The sequence below is a fragment of the Pseudomonas putida genome, from assembly GCF_028682395.1.
Classification (GTDB): Bacteria; Pseudomonadota; Gammaproteobacteria; order Pseudomonadales; family Pseudomonadaceae; genus Aquipseudomonas; species Aquipseudomonas putida_AB.
The window spans coordinates 372,300-386,396 of sequence record NZ_JANHLC010000003.1; the positions used below are offsets into that span (position 1 = coordinate 372,300).

The window sequence follows — 14,097 nt, forward strand, 5'->3', positions numbered from 1 at the left end:
GCTTGTTGACCCTCTAGCGCACGTACCTACACTTATCGGCCATCACTCCAAAAGGAAGAGCCCGATGAAAGCCGTGCTGTGCAAAGCCTTCGGCCCCGCCGAGAGCCTGGTGCTCGAAGAGATCGCAGGCCCCGAGCCGAAGAAGAACGAGATCGTGCTGGACGTGCATGCCGCCGGGGTGAACTTCCCCGACACGCTGATCATCGAGGGCAAATACCAGTTCAAACCGCCCTTCCCGTTCTCCCCGGGCGGAGAGGCAGCCGGGGTGGTCCGCGCTGTAGGCGAGAAAGTCAGCCACCTCAAGGTCGGCGACCGCGTCATGGCCCTCACCGGCTGGGGTAGCTTTGCCGAACAGGTCGCTGTCGCGGGCTACAACGTGCTGCCCATTCCGACGAGCATGGATTTCACCACCGCCGCGGCCTTCAGCATGACCTATGGCACCTCGATGCACGCACTCAAGCAGCGCGGCCAATTGCAGCCCGGCGAAACCCTGCTGGTGCTCGGCGCCTCGGGTGGCGTCGGCCTGGCAGCGGTGGAAATCGGCAAAGCCATGGGGGCCCGGGTCATCGCCGCCGCCAGCAGCGCCGAGAAGCTAGCAGTGGCCAAGGCAGCCGGGGCGGACGAACTGATCAACTACAGCGAAAGCAGCCTGAAGGATGAGATCAAACGTCTGACCGACGGCCAGGGTGCCGACGTGATCTACGACCCGGTGGGCGGCGACCTGTTCGACCAGGCCATTCGCGCCATCGCTTGGAACGGCCGCCTGCTGGTGGTCGGCTTCGCCAGCGGGCGCATCCCCGAGTTACCGGTGAACCTGGCGCTGCTCAAGGGCGCGGCAGTAATCGGGGTCTTCTGGGGCTCGTTCGCCCAGCGCCAGCCCCAGGACAACGCCGCCAACTTCCAGCAACTGTTCACCTGGTTCGCCGAAGGCAAGCTCAAGCCACTGGTGTCACAGACCTACCCGCTGGCCCAGGCAGCGCGAGCCATCGATGATCTCGGCCAACGCAAGGCCGTGGGCAAGGTGGTGGTACAGGTGCGCTAACCCTCTACCGCCGGCTCAGGCGTTGTCGCATCGACAGCGCTTGAGCCGTGCCTCCAGGCTGCGGTCGGGCATGGCGTGGCTGCGCAGGGCCCTGACGGTCTGTTCGACATAGTCGCGGGTCGTGCCGTAGCGCCCGCTGGCGTTGGCCAGGACCTGCGTCAGCACTTCGTCCGGCAGCTTGCCGGCATAGGTCGGCAGATGCCGCTCCAGCACAAAGCCCAACGCCTGTACGTTACTGCCATCCTCAAGGCGGCAATTGAGCCAGTGCGGGCGATAGGACGGCACAGGCATCTCACGCTGCCAGAGGGCAAACAGCGAGGCCTCCAGGTGCTCATCGGGCAGCCGGTAGGCGAAGCCACTGCACGAGCCACCACGGTCCAGACCAAATACCAACCCGGGCCATTGCGGCGTACCACGGTGTTCGTGGGACCACAGGTACAGCCCGCGATGATAGCCATGCACCCGCCCGCGCAGGCGTTCGACCGCCGTGCACTCGGGCCGCCAGATCAGTGATCCATAGGCAAACAGCCAGACCGGACCACCACGGTGCATGGCCAGGGTGGTTTGCAGGGAAGCGTGCAGTTGCTCGTGGGACAGTTGCGCCCCGAGTTCGAGGCGGGGCGGGTAAAGCGGATCAAGACGTGCAGGATCGGTAACTGGCATGGTGAATCGCGTTCGACTCCCGTAGGCGAGGCAGGTGAACACAAACTGTAACGTACCCGGGGCCCAAAACCACCACCGTACGGCGGCTGGCAGCAGAAACGGCGCCCGGCTTCAGCCTATGTTCAAGTTACGCAACGCAGACTTTCCGACAATAGGCGTTATCGCGGCAACCTTCCACTCTTGGCCGCACGCGAGGTGCCTGATGAAAACACTCCCCATGGCGGGGTGGCTGCTACTGGCCCACTCCGGCTTTACACTGGCAAGTGAACTACCCGAGCGCGACGAAGGCTTCTGGTACGCCCAGACCAGCGCCTACACCCGACACTTTGCGCCAGACCCGGAGCACAACAATCACCAGGACCTGATCGGCCTGGAGCGCAATGAAGCCTCGGGTTGGGTGTACGGGGCGGCGACCTTTCGCAATTCATTTCGCCAGCGCTCCTACTATGCCTACGCTGGCAAGCGCTACGACAGCCAGGCCTATCCGGTGTACGCCAAGCTCACCGGCGGGATGATCCAGGGCTACCGCGGCGAGTATCGCGACAAGATTCCGCTCAACCGCTACGGCGTTGCCCCGGTGATCATTCCGTCCATAGGCGCCTACGTCGGCCCCGTGGCCGCCGAACTGGTGCTGCTGGGCACCAATGCCGCCATGATCACCACCGGCCTGCGCTTTTAGTCAGTCGTCGCGCCTCGGCTCAGGGCCTGGGTGCATAGGCAAAGACATCGGCACGCATCTGGTGGGCATCCATACCGGCCTCAACCAGGGCATCGAGGGTCGCGTAGATCATCGCCGGCGAGCCGCTGGCGTAGACATGCACTCCCGCCAGGTCGGCGATATCCTCGCACACAGCCTCGTGCAGCATGCCGCAGCGCCCTTCCCAGCCACACAGGTCGCTGACGACCTTGTGCAGGAACAGGTTGGGCAACGCCTGCCATTCGTCCCAGTGTTCCAGCGTGTAGAAATCCTCCGGTCGGCGCACGCCCCAGTACAGATGGACCGGGTGGCGAAAGCCATGGGAGCGGCAATGCTCGATCAGGCTGTGCATCTGAGCCATGCCCGTGCCGGCAGCGATCAAGACCAGCGGGCCATCGGGCAACTCGGCCAGGTGAGTGTCGCCAAACGGTAACTGGATACGAGCCAGGCGCTCGCGCTGCAACTGCTCGACCAGATGGCGGGCACTGGCCTCGCGTGCAAGTACATGCAGTTCCAGGTCACGCCCGGCGCTGGGCGGGGACGCCAGGGAAAACGCCGATTTCTCACCGTTCTCACGCTCGATCAGCAGGTACTGCCCGGCGTGATAGCGCGGTGGTTTGCCCGCTGGCGCACGCAGGCGCACCCGCCAGACATCGCCGCCGACTTCGACACACTCCGTCAACTGACACGCCAGGCTACGCACCGGCAGTTCTCCCAGGGCAAGCACGCCATCCCAGAGCACCACGCAGTCTTCCAGGGGCTGTGCAATGCAAGTGTAGAACTCGCCGTGGTCCTGCACGTTGCCCGCCTGCTCGACCCGACCCTCCACCAACAAGGCGCCGCAAATATGGCAATTGCCGTTGCGACAGCTCTGCGGGCATTCATACCCCAGACGCCGTGCCGCATCGAGAATCCGCTCGCCGGGCAGTGTCTCTAGCACCGCGCCGGACGGCTGCAAGGTTACGCGCATCAATCTATTCCTAGCTGATTCCAGATGGCATCGATGCGGCGGGTGACCGCTTGATCCTTGACGATAACCCGACCCCATTCGCGCGTGGTCTCGCCCGGCCATTTGTGGGTGGCGTCCAGGCCCATCTTCGAGCCCAGGCCGGACACCGGCGAGGCGAAGTCGAGGTAGTCGATCGGGGTGTTGTCGATCATGACCGTATCGCGTTTGGGGTCCATACGCGTGGTAATGGCCCAGATCACGTCGTTCCAGTCGCGGGCATTGATATCGTCGTCGGTGACAATAACGAACTTGGTGTACATGAACTGTCGCAAAAACGACCAGACACCCAACATCACGCGCTTGGCATGGCCCGGATACTGTTTCTTCATGGTCACCACCGCCATGCGGTAGGAACAGCCTTCAGGCGGCAGGTAGAAGTCAGTGATTTCCGGGAACTGCTTTTGCAGGATCGGCACGAACACTTCGTTCAAGGCTACCCCGAGGATCGCCGGCTCATCAGGCGGGCGGCCGGTATAGGTGCTGTGGTAGATCGGCTTGACCCGGTGGGTGATGCGCTCGACGGTAAATACCGGGAAGCTGTCCACCTCGTTGTAGTAGCCGGTGTGATCACCATAAGGACCTTCGTCAGCCATTTCACCGGGATGGATCACACCTTCCAGCACGATCTCTGCGCTGGACGGCACCTGCAGATCGTTGCCCCGGCATTTCACCAGTTCAGTGCGGTTGCCGCGCAGCAGGCCGGCGAACGCATATTCGGAAAGGCTGTCCGGCACCGGCGTCACCGCGCCCAGGATGGTTGCCGGGTCGGCGCCCAGGGCCACCGATACCGGGAACGGCTGGCCCGGATGCTTCTCGCACCACTCGCGATAGTCCAGTGCGCCACCACGATGGCTGAGCCAGCGCATGATCACCTTGTTGCGACCAATGACCTGCTGGCGATAGATGCCCAGGTTCTGACGGTCCTTGTTCGGCCCCTTGGTGATGGTCAAGCCCCAGGTAATCAGCGGCCCGACGTCGCCCGGCCAGCAGGTTTGCACCGGCAGCATGCTCAGGTCGACATCGTCGCCTTCGATGACCACTTCCTGGCAGGGGGCGTCCTTGACCACCTTGGGCGCCATGGCAATGATCTTGCGAAAAATCGGCAGCTTCGACCAGGCGTCCTTGAGACCCTTCGGCGGTTCGGGCTCCTTGAGGAACGCCAGCAACTTGCCGATCTCGCGCAGCTCGCTGACCGCTTCGGCCCCCATGCCCAGCGCAACGCGCTCGGGAGTGCCGAACAGGTTGCCCAGCACCGGAATGTCATAACCCGTCGGGTTCTCGAAGAGCAGGGCCGGCCCTTTGGCGCGCAAGGTGCGATCACAGACCTCGGTCATTTCTAGCACTGGGGACACCGGAACCTGGATGCGCTTGAGTTCGCCGCGCTGTTCCAAGCCGCTGATAAAGTCGCGCAAGTCGCGATATTGCATGCGTGAGCCTCTTTGTCCGTGCCGTTCGGGGGCATGAGTTTAGCGCCGAACCGGCCTGTTCTGAAGGGCAGAGCCCCGGTGGAAACGCTCAGACAGCAAAAAGCCGGGTTTCCCCGGCTCTTGCTGGCCTGCTCGACTTACTTGCGTTTCATCGACAGGAAGAACTCATCGTTGGTCTTGGTCTGCTTGAGCTTGTCGACCAGGAACTCGATGGCGGCCACTTCGTCCATCGGGTGCAGCAGCTTGCGCAGGATCCACATGCGCTGCAACTCGTCGTCGGCAGTCAGCAACTCTTCGCGGCGGGTACCGGAACGGTTGATGTTGATAGCCGGGAAAACGCGCTTCTCGGCAATCCGGCGATCGAGCGGCAGCTCCATGTTGCCAGTACCTTTGAACTCTTCGTAGATCACTTCGTCCATCTTCGAGCCGGTTTCAACCAGCGCAGTGGCGATAATGGTCAGCGAGCCGCCTTCTTCGATGTTACGCGCCGCGCCGAAGAAACGTTTTGGCTTCTCCAGGGCGTGGGCATCGACACCACCGGTCAGGACCTTGCCGGAGCTCGGGATCACGGTGTTGTAGGCACGAGCCAGACGGGTGATGGAGTCGAGCAGGATCACCACGTCCTTCTTGTGTTCGACCAGGCGCTTGGCCTTCTCGATCACCATTTCGGCAACCTGCACGTGGCGGGTTGGCGGCTCGTCGAATGTCGAGGCAACCACTTCGCCGCGCACGGTGCGCTGCATTTCGGTCACTTCTTCCGGGCGCTCATCGATCAGCAGAACGATCAGATGCACTTCCGGATTGTTGCGCGCGATGTTCGCGGCAATGTTCTGCAGCATGATGGTCTTGCCCGCTTTCGGCGGGGCGACGATCAGGCCGCGCTGACCCTTGCCGATGGGGGCGCACAGGTCGATCACACGACCGGTGAGGTCTTCGGTGGAACCATTACCGGCTTCCATCTTCATGCGCACGGTCGGGAACAGCGGCGTCAAGTTCTCGAAGAGAATCTTGTTCTTGGCGTTCTCTGGGCGATCGAAGTTGATCGTATCGACTTTCAACAGTGCGAAATAACGCTCGCCTTCCTTGGGAGGGCGGATCTTGCCAACGATGGTGTCACCGGTGCGCAAGTTGAAGCGACGGATCTGGCTGGGCGAGACGTAGATATCGTCGGGGCCGGCCAGATAGGAGGCGTCTGCGGAGCGAAGAAAGCCGAAGCCGTCCTGGAGGATCTCCAGCACGCCATCACCGGAGATTTCCTCGCCGCTTTTAGCGTGCTTTTTGAGCAGCGAGAAAATCACGTCCTGCTTGCGCGAACGGGCCATATTTTCTATGCCCATCTGTTCGGCCAATTCGAGCAGTTCGGTAATCGGCTTTTGCTTGAGTTCAGTCAGATTCATATAGGAATGACGTAATCATTTATGGAGGGGGGGAAATTAAGCTTTTGGCTTAATGAGGCCGCGCCGCTGGAGAAGGCGACAGGATCGCGTACTTTGTTCGAAAAGGAATGCGTCGGCGACGGCTTGCAGGGGGCACTGGAGAAACCAGTGCGGGGCCGAATGTAACACCTGGGTTTCACAGCGTCTAGTGCCCAGGAATGAAAAAGCCCCGCTATTTGCGGGGCTTTTCTGGTGCAATCGGACGCTTAGATATTGGCGTCGAGGAAAGCCGCCAGTTGCGATTTCGACAGCGCGCCAACCTTGGTCGCTTCAACATTGCCGTTCTTGAACAGCATCAGCGTCGGGATACCACGCACGCCATGCTTGGCCGGGGTCTCCTGGTTTTCGTCGATGTTGAGCTTGGCAACGGTCAATTTGCCTTTATAGGTTTCAGCAATTTCGTCCAGAACCGGGGCAATCATCTTGCACGGGCCGCACCATTCAGCCCAGTAGTCGACCAGCACGGCGCCTTCGGCCTTGAGAACATCGGCCTCGAAGCTAGCGTCGCTGACGTGTTTGATAAGATCGCTGCTCATGGAAGTCTCCGTGGTTGTAAGCAAAAAAACGTCGCTCATCATAGCTGGCCTTCCTGCGTTCAGGAAGCCGGAGATGATTGAGTCTCGCTATCGTGGCTCATGATTCCGGATATAGCTCAAGCGCGATAGCGCTGGGAAAAACCTGTTTTTTTTCGTTTTTTCACAGCGACTCTTCTGCGCTGCAAGCATGATAGTTGCCAGCTGTATTAAGGATTCGATCCTGCTCTATATCAATGCTTACGTTGCTGCGCGTTGGCGACAGCGGTTGATCGTGGCACGATGCTCAGGTTATCGACCGAGACCCTTTAACCATGCCCCATTCCAAAGCCAAGAATCTTTCCCTGATCGCTGCCATCGACCTGGGTTCGAATAGCTTCCACATGGTCGTGGCCAAGGCTCAGAATGGCGAAATTCGCATTCTCGAACGGCTCGGCGAGAAGGTCCAACTGGCAGCCGGTATCGATGAAGAACGCCAGCTCAACGAAGAGTCCATGCAGCGCGGTCTCGACTGCCTCAAGCGCTTCGCCCAACTGATCAACGGCATGCCCCTGGGCGCCGTGCGTATCGTCGGCACCAACGCCCTGCGTGAAGCCCGCAACCGCGGCGAATTTATCCGCCGCGCCGAGGAAATCCTTGGGCACCCGGTGGAAGTCATCTCCGGACGCGAAGAAGCCCGCCTGATCTACCTGGGTGTCTCCCACACCCTCGCCGACACCCCGGGCAAGCGCCTCGTCGCCGATATCGGCGGCGGCAGTACCGAATTCATCATTGGTCAGCGTTTCGAACCACTGCTGCGCGAAAGCCTGCAGATGGGCTGCGTCAGTTTTACCCAGCGTTATTTCCGCGACGGCAAGATCACCCCGGCCCGCTATGCCCAGGCCTACACAGCCGCGCGCCTGGAGATCATGAGCATCGAACATGCCCTGCATCGCCTGAGCTGGGATGAGGCGATTGGTTCGTCCGGCACCATCCGCGCCATTGGCCTGGCGCTCAAGGCCGGCGGCCATGGCAGTGGCGAAGTCAACGCCGAGGGCCTGGCCTGGCTCAAGCGCAAGCTGTTCAAGCTGGGTGATGTGGAGAAGATCGACTTCGAAGGCATCAAGCCCGACCGTCGCACCATCTTCCCTGCCGGCCTGGCCATTCTCGAAGCCATCTTCGATGCCCTCGAACTCCAGCGCATGGACCATTGTGACGGCGCTCTGCGTGAGGGCGTGCTTTACGACCTGCTGGGCCGCCATCATCACGAGGACGTCCGCGAGCGCACCCTGAGCTCCCTGATGGAGCGCTACCACGTCGACCTGGAACAGGCCGCACGCGTCGAGCGCAAGGCCCTGCATGCATTCGATCAAGTGGCCGAGGCCTGGGGCCTGGACGACGGGATCTGGCGTGAGCTACTCGGCTGGGCGGCCAAGGTCCATGAAGTCGGCCTGGATATCGCCCACTACCATTACCACAAGCACGGCGCCTACCTGATCGAGCACTCCGACCTGGCCGGTTTCTCCCGGGAAGACCAGCAAATGCTTGCCCTGCTGGTGCGCGGCCATCGCCGTAACATCCCCAGGGACAAGTTCGCCGAGTTCGGTGATGAAGGCACCAAGCTGATCCGCCTGTGCGTACTGCTGCGCTTTGCGATTCTGTTCCACCATATCCGCGGCACCCAGACCATGCCCCAGGTCTCCCTGCATGCCGCAGGCGACACCCTCGAGGTGCTGTTTCCGGAGAACTGGCTGGATGAAAACCAGTTGACCCAGGCTGACTTCGCCCAGGAAGCCGAGTGGCTGACGCGTGTCGGTATCGAGCTGAAGATCCGCTAAAAAAACGGCGGCGACTACATCGCTGTAGTCGCCGCCGCTTGTTCAGGCTGTACGACCGCGTGGCGGTCGCCTTCCCTATCGATCAACGCACAGTCAACACCGGGCTGCTCAGGCGCTCGAGCAGTGTCGCCTGGGCGCTGCGCGGGTTCTGGTTGCCGGTCGGCGTGTTGCGAATATACCGCCCGTCCGACTGCAGGCTCCAGCTGTGGGTGTTGTCGGTCAGGTAGCTTTCCAGCTCCTTCTTGACCCGCAGGATCAACTTCTTGCCCTCAACCGGGAAGCAAGTCTCGACACGCTTGTCGAGGTTGCGCTCCATCCAGTCGGCGCTGGACAGGAACATCTGCTCATCCCCGCCATTGAGGAAGTAGAACACCCGCGTGTGCTCCAGGAAGCGACCGATGATCGAGCGCACGTGGATATTGTGCGAAACCCCGGCAATCCCTGGGCGCAGGCAGCACATGCCGCGCACCACCAGGTCGATGCGCACGCCCGACTGGCTGGCCTTGTACAGCGCACGGATGATCTTCGGATCGGTCAGCGAGTTGAACTTGGCAATGATGTGCGCCGGCTTGCCGTCGAGGGCGAACTGCGTCTCGCGGGCAATCATGTCGAGCATGCCCTTCTTCAGGGTGAACGGCGCATGCAGCAATTTCTTCATGCGCAGGGTCTTGCCCATGCCGATCAGTTGGCTGAAGAGCTTACCAACGTCTTCACACAGCGCGTCGTCGGAAGTCAACAGGCTGTAGTCGGTATAAAGACGGGCGTTGCCGGCATGGTAGTTACCCGTGCCCAGGTGCGCGTAACGCACGATTTCGCCCGCTTCACGCCGCAGGATCAACATCATCTTGGCGTGGGTCTTGAAGCCGACCACACCGTAGATCACCACCGCGCCCGCCGCTTGCAGACGGCTGGCCAGTTGCAGGTTGGACTCTTCATCGAACCGCGCACGCAGCTCGATCACCACCGTGACTTCCTTGCCGTTGCGTGCGGCATCGACCAGGGCGTCGACGATTTCCGAGTTGGCGCCACTGCGGTACAGGGTCTGGCGCACGGCCAGGACGTGAGGGTCCTTGGCAGCCTGGCGCAGCAGATCGACGACCGGAGTAAACGACTCGAACGGGTGCAATAGCAGAATGTCCTGCTTGCTGACCACGCTGAAAATATTCTCGCTGTTCTGCAGCAGCTTGGGGATCTGCGGCGTGAATGGCGTGTATTGCAGCTCCGGGTGACTGTCCAGGCCAGTGATGCTGAACAGCCGCGTCAGGTTGACCGGACCGTTGACCTGGTACACCTCGGTCTCGCTCAGGTTGAACTGTTTGAGCAGGTAGTCGGACAGATGCTTGGGGCAGGTATCGGCCACTTCCAGGCGCACGGCATCGCCGTAACGACGCGAAAACAACTCGCCGCGCAGGGCGCGCGCCAGGTCTTCGACATCTTCGGTGTCCACGGCCAGGTCGGCGTTACGGGTCAGGCGGAACTGGTAGCAGCCCTTGACCTTCATGCCCTGGAACAGATCGTCGGCGTGGGCGTGGATCATCGAGGACAGGAACACATAGTTGTCGCCAGGCCCGCCCACCTCTTCCGGCACCTTGATGATCCGCGGCAGCAGGCGCGGTGCCGGGATGATCGCCAGGCCCGAATCACGACCGAAGGCATCGATGCCTTCGAGCTCGACGATAAAGTTCAGGCTCTTGTTCACCAGCAACGGAAAGGGGTGCGTCGGATCAAGGCCAATGGGGGTGATGATCGGCGCGATCTCGTCACGGAAGAAGCGGCGGACCCATGTCTTGAGCTTGGTGGTCCAATAGCGCCGGCGGATAAAGCGCACCTGGTGCTTTTCCAGCTCCGGCAACAGGATATCGTTGAGGATCGCGTACTGGCGGTCGACATGACCGTGTACCAGTTCGCTGATCCGGGCCAGGGCCTGGTGCGGTTGCAGGCCATCAGCGCCCGCTTGCTCGCGGGCGAAGGTAATCTGCTTCTTCAGGCCGGCCACGCGAATTTCGAAGAACTCATCCAGGTTGCTGGAAAAGATCAGCAGAAACTTCAGCCGCTCCAGCAGCGGATAGGATTCATCCAGCGCCTGCTCAAGCACGCGGATATTGAATTGCAGTTGCGACAGCTCACGATGGATGTACAGGCTGCTGTCATCCAGGCTCGGGAGCACGATCGTCGGAGCCGTCGCGGGCACCTCGGCGGCAACCGCCGGCGGGGCCTCGAGCTCCGGCGGGGTTTCGTCGATCTGCTCGACCACCGGGTGAGCTTCTTCTACTGCAGCTTCGCTGAGTCCTTCGGTATTCATCGAGTGTTCCTGTGAGAGCTATTGCTCTCGTAGCAATTGAGCGGCACGAACGGCAAAGTAGGTCAGGATGCCATCAGCGCCTGCACGTTTAAAAGCGGTCAGGGATTCGAGTATCACCCCTTCACTCAACCAACCGTTCTGGATCGCGGCCATATGCATGGCGTACTCGCCGCTGACCTGATAGACAAAGGTTGGGACCTTGAATTCTTCCTTGACGCGAAAAAGGATGTCCAGGTACGGCATCCCCGGTTTGACCATAACCATATCGGCCCCTTCCGACAAATCGGCAGCGACTTCGTGCAGGGCCTCGTTGCTGTTGGCCGGATCCATTTGATAGGACGCCTTGTTCGCCTTGCCCAGGTTCAGGGCCGAGCCGACTGCATCACGGAACGGACCGTAGTAGGCACTGGCGTACTTGGCCGAGTAGGCCATGATTCGCACATTGACATGCCCCGCAAGCTCCAACGCTTCGCGAATCGCCTGAATACGACCGTCCATCATGTCCGACGGTGCAACAACCTGGGCGCCTGCAGCAGCGTGGGAGAGGGCCTGCTTAACCAGTGCATCGACAGTGATGTCGTTCTGCACATAGCCTTCTTCATCCAGAATACCGTCCTGGCCGTGCGTGGTGAATGGGTCCAGGGCCACGTCGGTGATGACGCCCAACTCCGGAAAGCGCTCGCGCAGGGCACGGGTCGCACGCTGGGCAATCCCCTCGGGATTCCAAGCCTCGGCGGCGTCCAGGGACTTGAGTTCGGCAGGCGTCACCGGGAACAGCGCCAGGGCCGGAATACCCAGCTCTACCCACCGGGCCGCTTCTTCGAGCAACAGATCGATGGTCAGCCGCTCCACACCGGGCATCGAGGCCACCGCTTCGCGACGATTTTCGCCGTCCAGCACGAACACCGGCAGGATCAGGTCATCGACGCTCAACACGTTTTCACGCACCAGACGGCGCGAAAAATCATCGCGACGATTGCGCCGCAGACGCGTGGAAGGGAACAGGCGGTTGGCGGGGGTAAAGCTCACGGCAGACTCCTGAGCCCGCGCAGGCAGGCGAGCGTGACAGTTATAAGCGGCCATTATGACCAACAGATGACAGTTGCGCTTGCCCCTGCGACCTGTAGCCGCAGTCATTGCCTACTGTAAGATTTGTTAACGCGCAGACACATTTGGATACTTTCCTCGCCGAGCTCGAAGCGTTAGGCTGCGCGTTCATTTCGCCAGCATCCAGATAATGCTCCAACAATTTCTGCAGGATTTCGGCTATTTCGCCCTGTTTCTCGGCACGTTTTTCGAAGGCGAGACCATTCTGGTTCTGGCCGGCTTTCTCGCGTTCCGCGGATACATGGATATCAACCTGGTCGTTCTGGTGGCGTTCTGCGGCAGCTATGCCGGGGATCAGCTCTGGTACTTCCTGGGGCGCAAGCACGGGCGCAAATTGCTGGCCCGCAAACCCCGCTGGCAGATGATGGGCGACCGGGCACTGGAGCATATCCGCCGCCATCCCGATATCTGGGTGCTGAGTTTCCGCTTTGTCTATGGCCTACGTACCGTCATGCCCGTGGCCATCGGCCTGTCCGGCTATCCGCCGGGCCGCTACCTGCTGCTCAACGGTATCGGCGCAGCGATCTGGGCCGCCGCGCTGGCCGCTGCCGCCTACCATTTCGGTGCCGTACTCGAAGGGCTGCTGGGCAGCGTGAAGAAGTACGAACTGTGGGTGCTCGGTGCCCTGCTCCTGCTGGGCTTCTGCCTCTGGCTATGGCGCCGGATCAAATCGGCCCGCCTGGCCAAGCGCGAGCTGGCACAGGCCGAGGCCGCAGTAACCGCCGACCCAACGAAGCCTACGAGCCCGCCAGCCGAGTAACCCCCGCCCTGCTCCACTGCAGGGCAATCAGGCTGAGCAGGCTGTAGCTGAGCAGGCCAACCCAGGCCACCGGGCTGGCCGGCCACAGCCCCAGCAATGGCGCCAGCCAGGCCAGCGGCAGGTTCAACCCCAGCCGCCAGTACTCCAGTTTCAGCGCCCAGGCCCGATTCTCCAGGGCCACGCCCAGTACAAACAACCCCACGGCCATATAGCTCCAGCCAAGTATCAGCGCAGGCGTCGACAGCTGCATCTCGAAATTCATCAGATAGCTGCCAAGCGCTACATAGACGGCAAACTGCAGAGCGACATAGATCTGCTGGCGCAGCCCGAGCGGCACCTCGAACTTGCGGAACTGACTCAAGTCCTGCTTGGCCAGTGGATATTTCGCAGCCACATCGGCCGGACGCCAGCCAGTCGGCATAAACCAGATCCGCACCTTGTCCCACAGCCGTTCGGCGCGCCGCGCATCCTGTGCGAGCTGGGCATAGAACTGCAGGTTGGCCCACAACGGGTTCCAGCTGGCCAGCGGCGTGGTCACGCCAAAGATCACCGGCTCGTTATCGTCTTCTTCCTGGAAGGTGCCGAACAGGCGGTCCCAGATAATGAACACCCCGCCGTAGTTGCGATCCATGTAGAGAGGGTTCTGCGCATGGTGGACACGATGATTGGACGGCGAAACGAAAAACCACTCGAACCAGCCCAGCTTGGGCACGTGCCGCGTATGCACCCAGAACTGATACAGCAGGTTGAGCGCCGCCACGGTGACGAACACGCTCAGAGGCACGCCGATGACGGCCAACGGCAGGTAGAAGATCCAGCTCAGCAGAAAACCGGTGCTGGTCTGGCGCAATGCCGTCGACAGGTTGTATTCCTCGCTCTGGTGATGCACCGAGTGCGCGGCCCACAGCACGTTGCGCTCGTGTCCCATGCGGTGCAGCCAGTAGTAGCAGAAATCATAGAGGACAAAGGCGCCCACCCAGACCCACGGGTTCTGCGCAGAAAGCTCGAACAGCGCCAGGTGCTGCCAGGCAATGGCATAGGTCACCAGGCCGACCCCCTTGGTCAGCAGGCCGGTGGTGGTAGACAACACACCGGTACTCAGGCTGTTGATCGCATCGGCCAGGCGATAATTACGCGTACCACGCCAGTAATCGGCAAAGAGCTCGACCACAATCAACACGACAAAAAACGGCACCGCATACAGGATCAGATTCATGACGCTACCCGGGCAGGATGGTTGGCCCAAGATTAGGTGTAGCCTGGGAAAAACCCGATGACAACGAGTGACAAAGTAGTGGACATTT

At 61.2% G+C, this 14,097-nt stretch carries 12 protein-coding genes; 4 read left to right on the forward strand and 8 right to left on the reverse strand.

Annotated features, from left to right (window positions below; genetic code table 11):
• The first annotated feature begins 64 nt into the window (after positions 1–64).
• The gene (locus NPS46_RS09990) at positions 65–1,042 is read left to right on the forward strand and encodes an NADPH:quinone oxidoreductase family protein (RefSeq protein ID WP_274106666.1); all 978 of its coding nucleotides are present in this window, start codon (positions 65–67) and stop codon (positions 1,040–1,042) included.
• A gap of 15 nt (positions 1,043–1,057) precedes the next feature.
• Here the strand turns inward: NPS46_RS09990 and NPS46_RS09995 are convergent, their stop codons facing one another.
• On the reverse strand, positions 1,058–1,705 hold the full coding sequence (locus NPS46_RS09995) for a gamma-glutamylcyclotransferase (protein WP_274106668.1): 648 nt from the start codon (positions 1,703–1,705) through the stop codon (positions 1,058–1,060).
• 202 nt (positions 1,706–1,907) lie between these two features.
• Between NPS46_RS09995 and NPS46_RS10000 the strand changes: the two genes are divergently transcribed.
• Entirely contained in the window at positions 1,908–2,384 is a 477-nt protein-coding gene (locus tag NPS46_RS10000; RefSeq protein WP_274106670.1) for a sn-glycerol-3-phosphate transporter, read from the forward strand.
• A 19-nt stretch (positions 2,385–2,403) separates the two neighbouring features.
• Here the strand turns inward: NPS46_RS10000 and NPS46_RS10005 are convergent, their stop codons facing one another.
• The 4 genes from NPS46_RS10005 to trxA form a co-directional block, all read right to left on the reverse strand.
• Positions 2,404–3,372, reverse strand: a complete 969-nt coding sequence (locus NPS46_RS10005; protein WP_274106672.1) for a CDP-6-deoxy-delta-3,4-glucoseen reductase — start codon at positions 3,370–3,372, stop codon at positions 2,404–2,406.
• The gene (gene ubiD, locus NPS46_RS10010) at positions 3,372–4,838 is read right to left on the reverse strand and encodes a 4-hydroxy-3-polyprenylbenzoate decarboxylase (protein ID WP_274106674.1); all 1,467 of its coding nucleotides are present in this window, start codon (positions 4,836–4,838) and stop codon (positions 3,372–3,374) included. The genes NPS46_RS10005 and ubiD overlap by 1 nt, the downstream gene beginning before the upstream one ends.
• 137 nt (positions 4,839–4,975) lie before the next feature.
• Positions 4,976–6,235, reverse strand: coding sequence for a transcription termination factor Rho (rho, locus tag NPS46_RS10015; RefSeq protein ID WP_274106676.1), 1,260 nt, complete (start codon positions 6,233–6,235; stop codon positions 4,976–4,978).
• 245 nt (positions 6,236–6,480) lie between these two features.
• On the reverse strand, positions 6,481–6,810 hold the full coding sequence (gene trxA, locus NPS46_RS10020) for a thioredoxin TrxA (RefSeq protein WP_003206727.1): 330 nt from the start codon (positions 6,808–6,810) through the stop codon (positions 6,481–6,483).
• Positions 6,811–7,121: 311 nt separating this feature from the next.
• Between trxA and ppx the strand changes: the two genes are divergently transcribed.
• Complete coding sequence (gene ppx / locus NPS46_RS10025) at positions 7,122–8,624, forward strand: exopolyphosphatase (protein ID WP_274106678.1); 1,503 nt, start codon at positions 7,122–7,124, stop codon at positions 8,622–8,624.
• A gap of 82 nt (positions 8,625–8,706) precedes the next feature.
• Here the strand turns inward: ppx and ppk1 are convergent, their stop codons facing one another.
• Both ppk1 and hemB read right to left on the reverse strand, forming a co-directional pair.
• Positions 8,707–10,926 carry a polyphosphate kinase 1 gene (gene ppk1 / locus NPS46_RS10030; protein WP_274106680.1) on the reverse strand — a complete coding sequence of 740 codons (2,220 nt, stop codon included), beginning with the start codon at positions 10,924–10,926 and terminating at the stop codon, positions 8,707–8,709.
• Positions 10,927–10,944: 18 nt separating this feature from the next.
• Positions 10,945–11,955: a porphobilinogen synthase gene (gene hemB / locus NPS46_RS10035; protein ID WP_274106682.1), complete on the reverse strand. Its 1,011-nt coding sequence runs from the start codon at positions 11,953–11,955 to the stop codon at positions 10,945–10,947.
• A 205-nt stretch (positions 11,956–12,160) separates the two neighbouring features.
• Between hemB and NPS46_RS10040 the strand changes: the two genes are divergently transcribed.
• Positions 12,161–12,793 (forward strand): DedA family protein, encoded by a 633-nt coding sequence (locus tag NPS46_RS10040; protein ID WP_274107116.1) that lies wholly within the window; start codon positions 12,161–12,163, stop codon positions 12,791–12,793.
• On the opposite strand, the gene NPS46_RS10045 is transcribed toward NPS46_RS10040, so the two are convergent.
• On the reverse strand, positions 12,771–14,009 hold the full coding sequence (locus NPS46_RS10045; RefSeq protein WP_274106684.1) for a sterol desaturase family protein: 1,239 nt from the start codon (positions 14,007–14,009) through the stop codon (positions 12,771–12,773). The two genes, NPS46_RS10040 and NPS46_RS10045, sit on opposite strands and share 23 nt — an antisense overlap.
• Positions 14,010–14,097 lie beyond the last annotated feature (88 nt).

Coding starts and splice junctions, on each gene's coding strand:
- NPS46_RS09990 (WP_274106666.1), top strand. CDS start 65: ATGAAAGCCGTGCTGTGCAAAGCCTTCGGCCCCGCCGAGAGCCTGGTG.
- NPS46_RS09995 (WP_274106668.1), bottom strand. CDS start 1,705: ATGCCAGTTACCGATCCTGCACGTCTTGATCCGCTTTACCCGCCCCGC.
- NPS46_RS10000 (WP_274106670.1), top strand. CDS start 1,908: ATGAAAACACTCCCCATGGCGGGGTGGCTGCTACTGGCCCACTCCGGC.
- NPS46_RS10005 (WP_274106672.1), bottom strand. CDS start 3,372: ATGCGCGTAACCTTGCAGCCGTCCGGCGCGGTGCTAGAGACACTGCCC.
- ubiD (WP_274106674.1), bottom strand. CDS start 4,838: ATGCAATATCGCGACTTGCGCGACTTTATCAGCGGCTTGGAACAGCGC.
- rho (WP_274106676.1), bottom strand. CDS start 6,235: ATGAATCTGACTGAACTCAAGCAAAAGCCGATTACCGAACTGCTCGAA.
- trxA (WP_003206727.1), bottom strand. CDS start 6,810: ATGAGCAGCGATCTTATCAAACACGTCAGCGACGCTAGCTTCGAGGCC.
- ppx (WP_274106678.1), top strand. CDS start 7,122: ATGCCCCATTCCAAAGCCAAGAATCTTTCCCTGATCGCTGCCATCGAC.
- ppk1 (WP_274106680.1), bottom strand. CDS start 10,926: ATGAATACCGAAGGACTCAGCGAAGCTGCAGTAGAAGAAGCTCACCCG.
- NPS46_RS10045 (WP_274106684.1), bottom strand. CDS start 14,009: ATGAATCTGATCCTGTATGCGGTGCCGTTTTTTGTCGTGTTGATTGTG.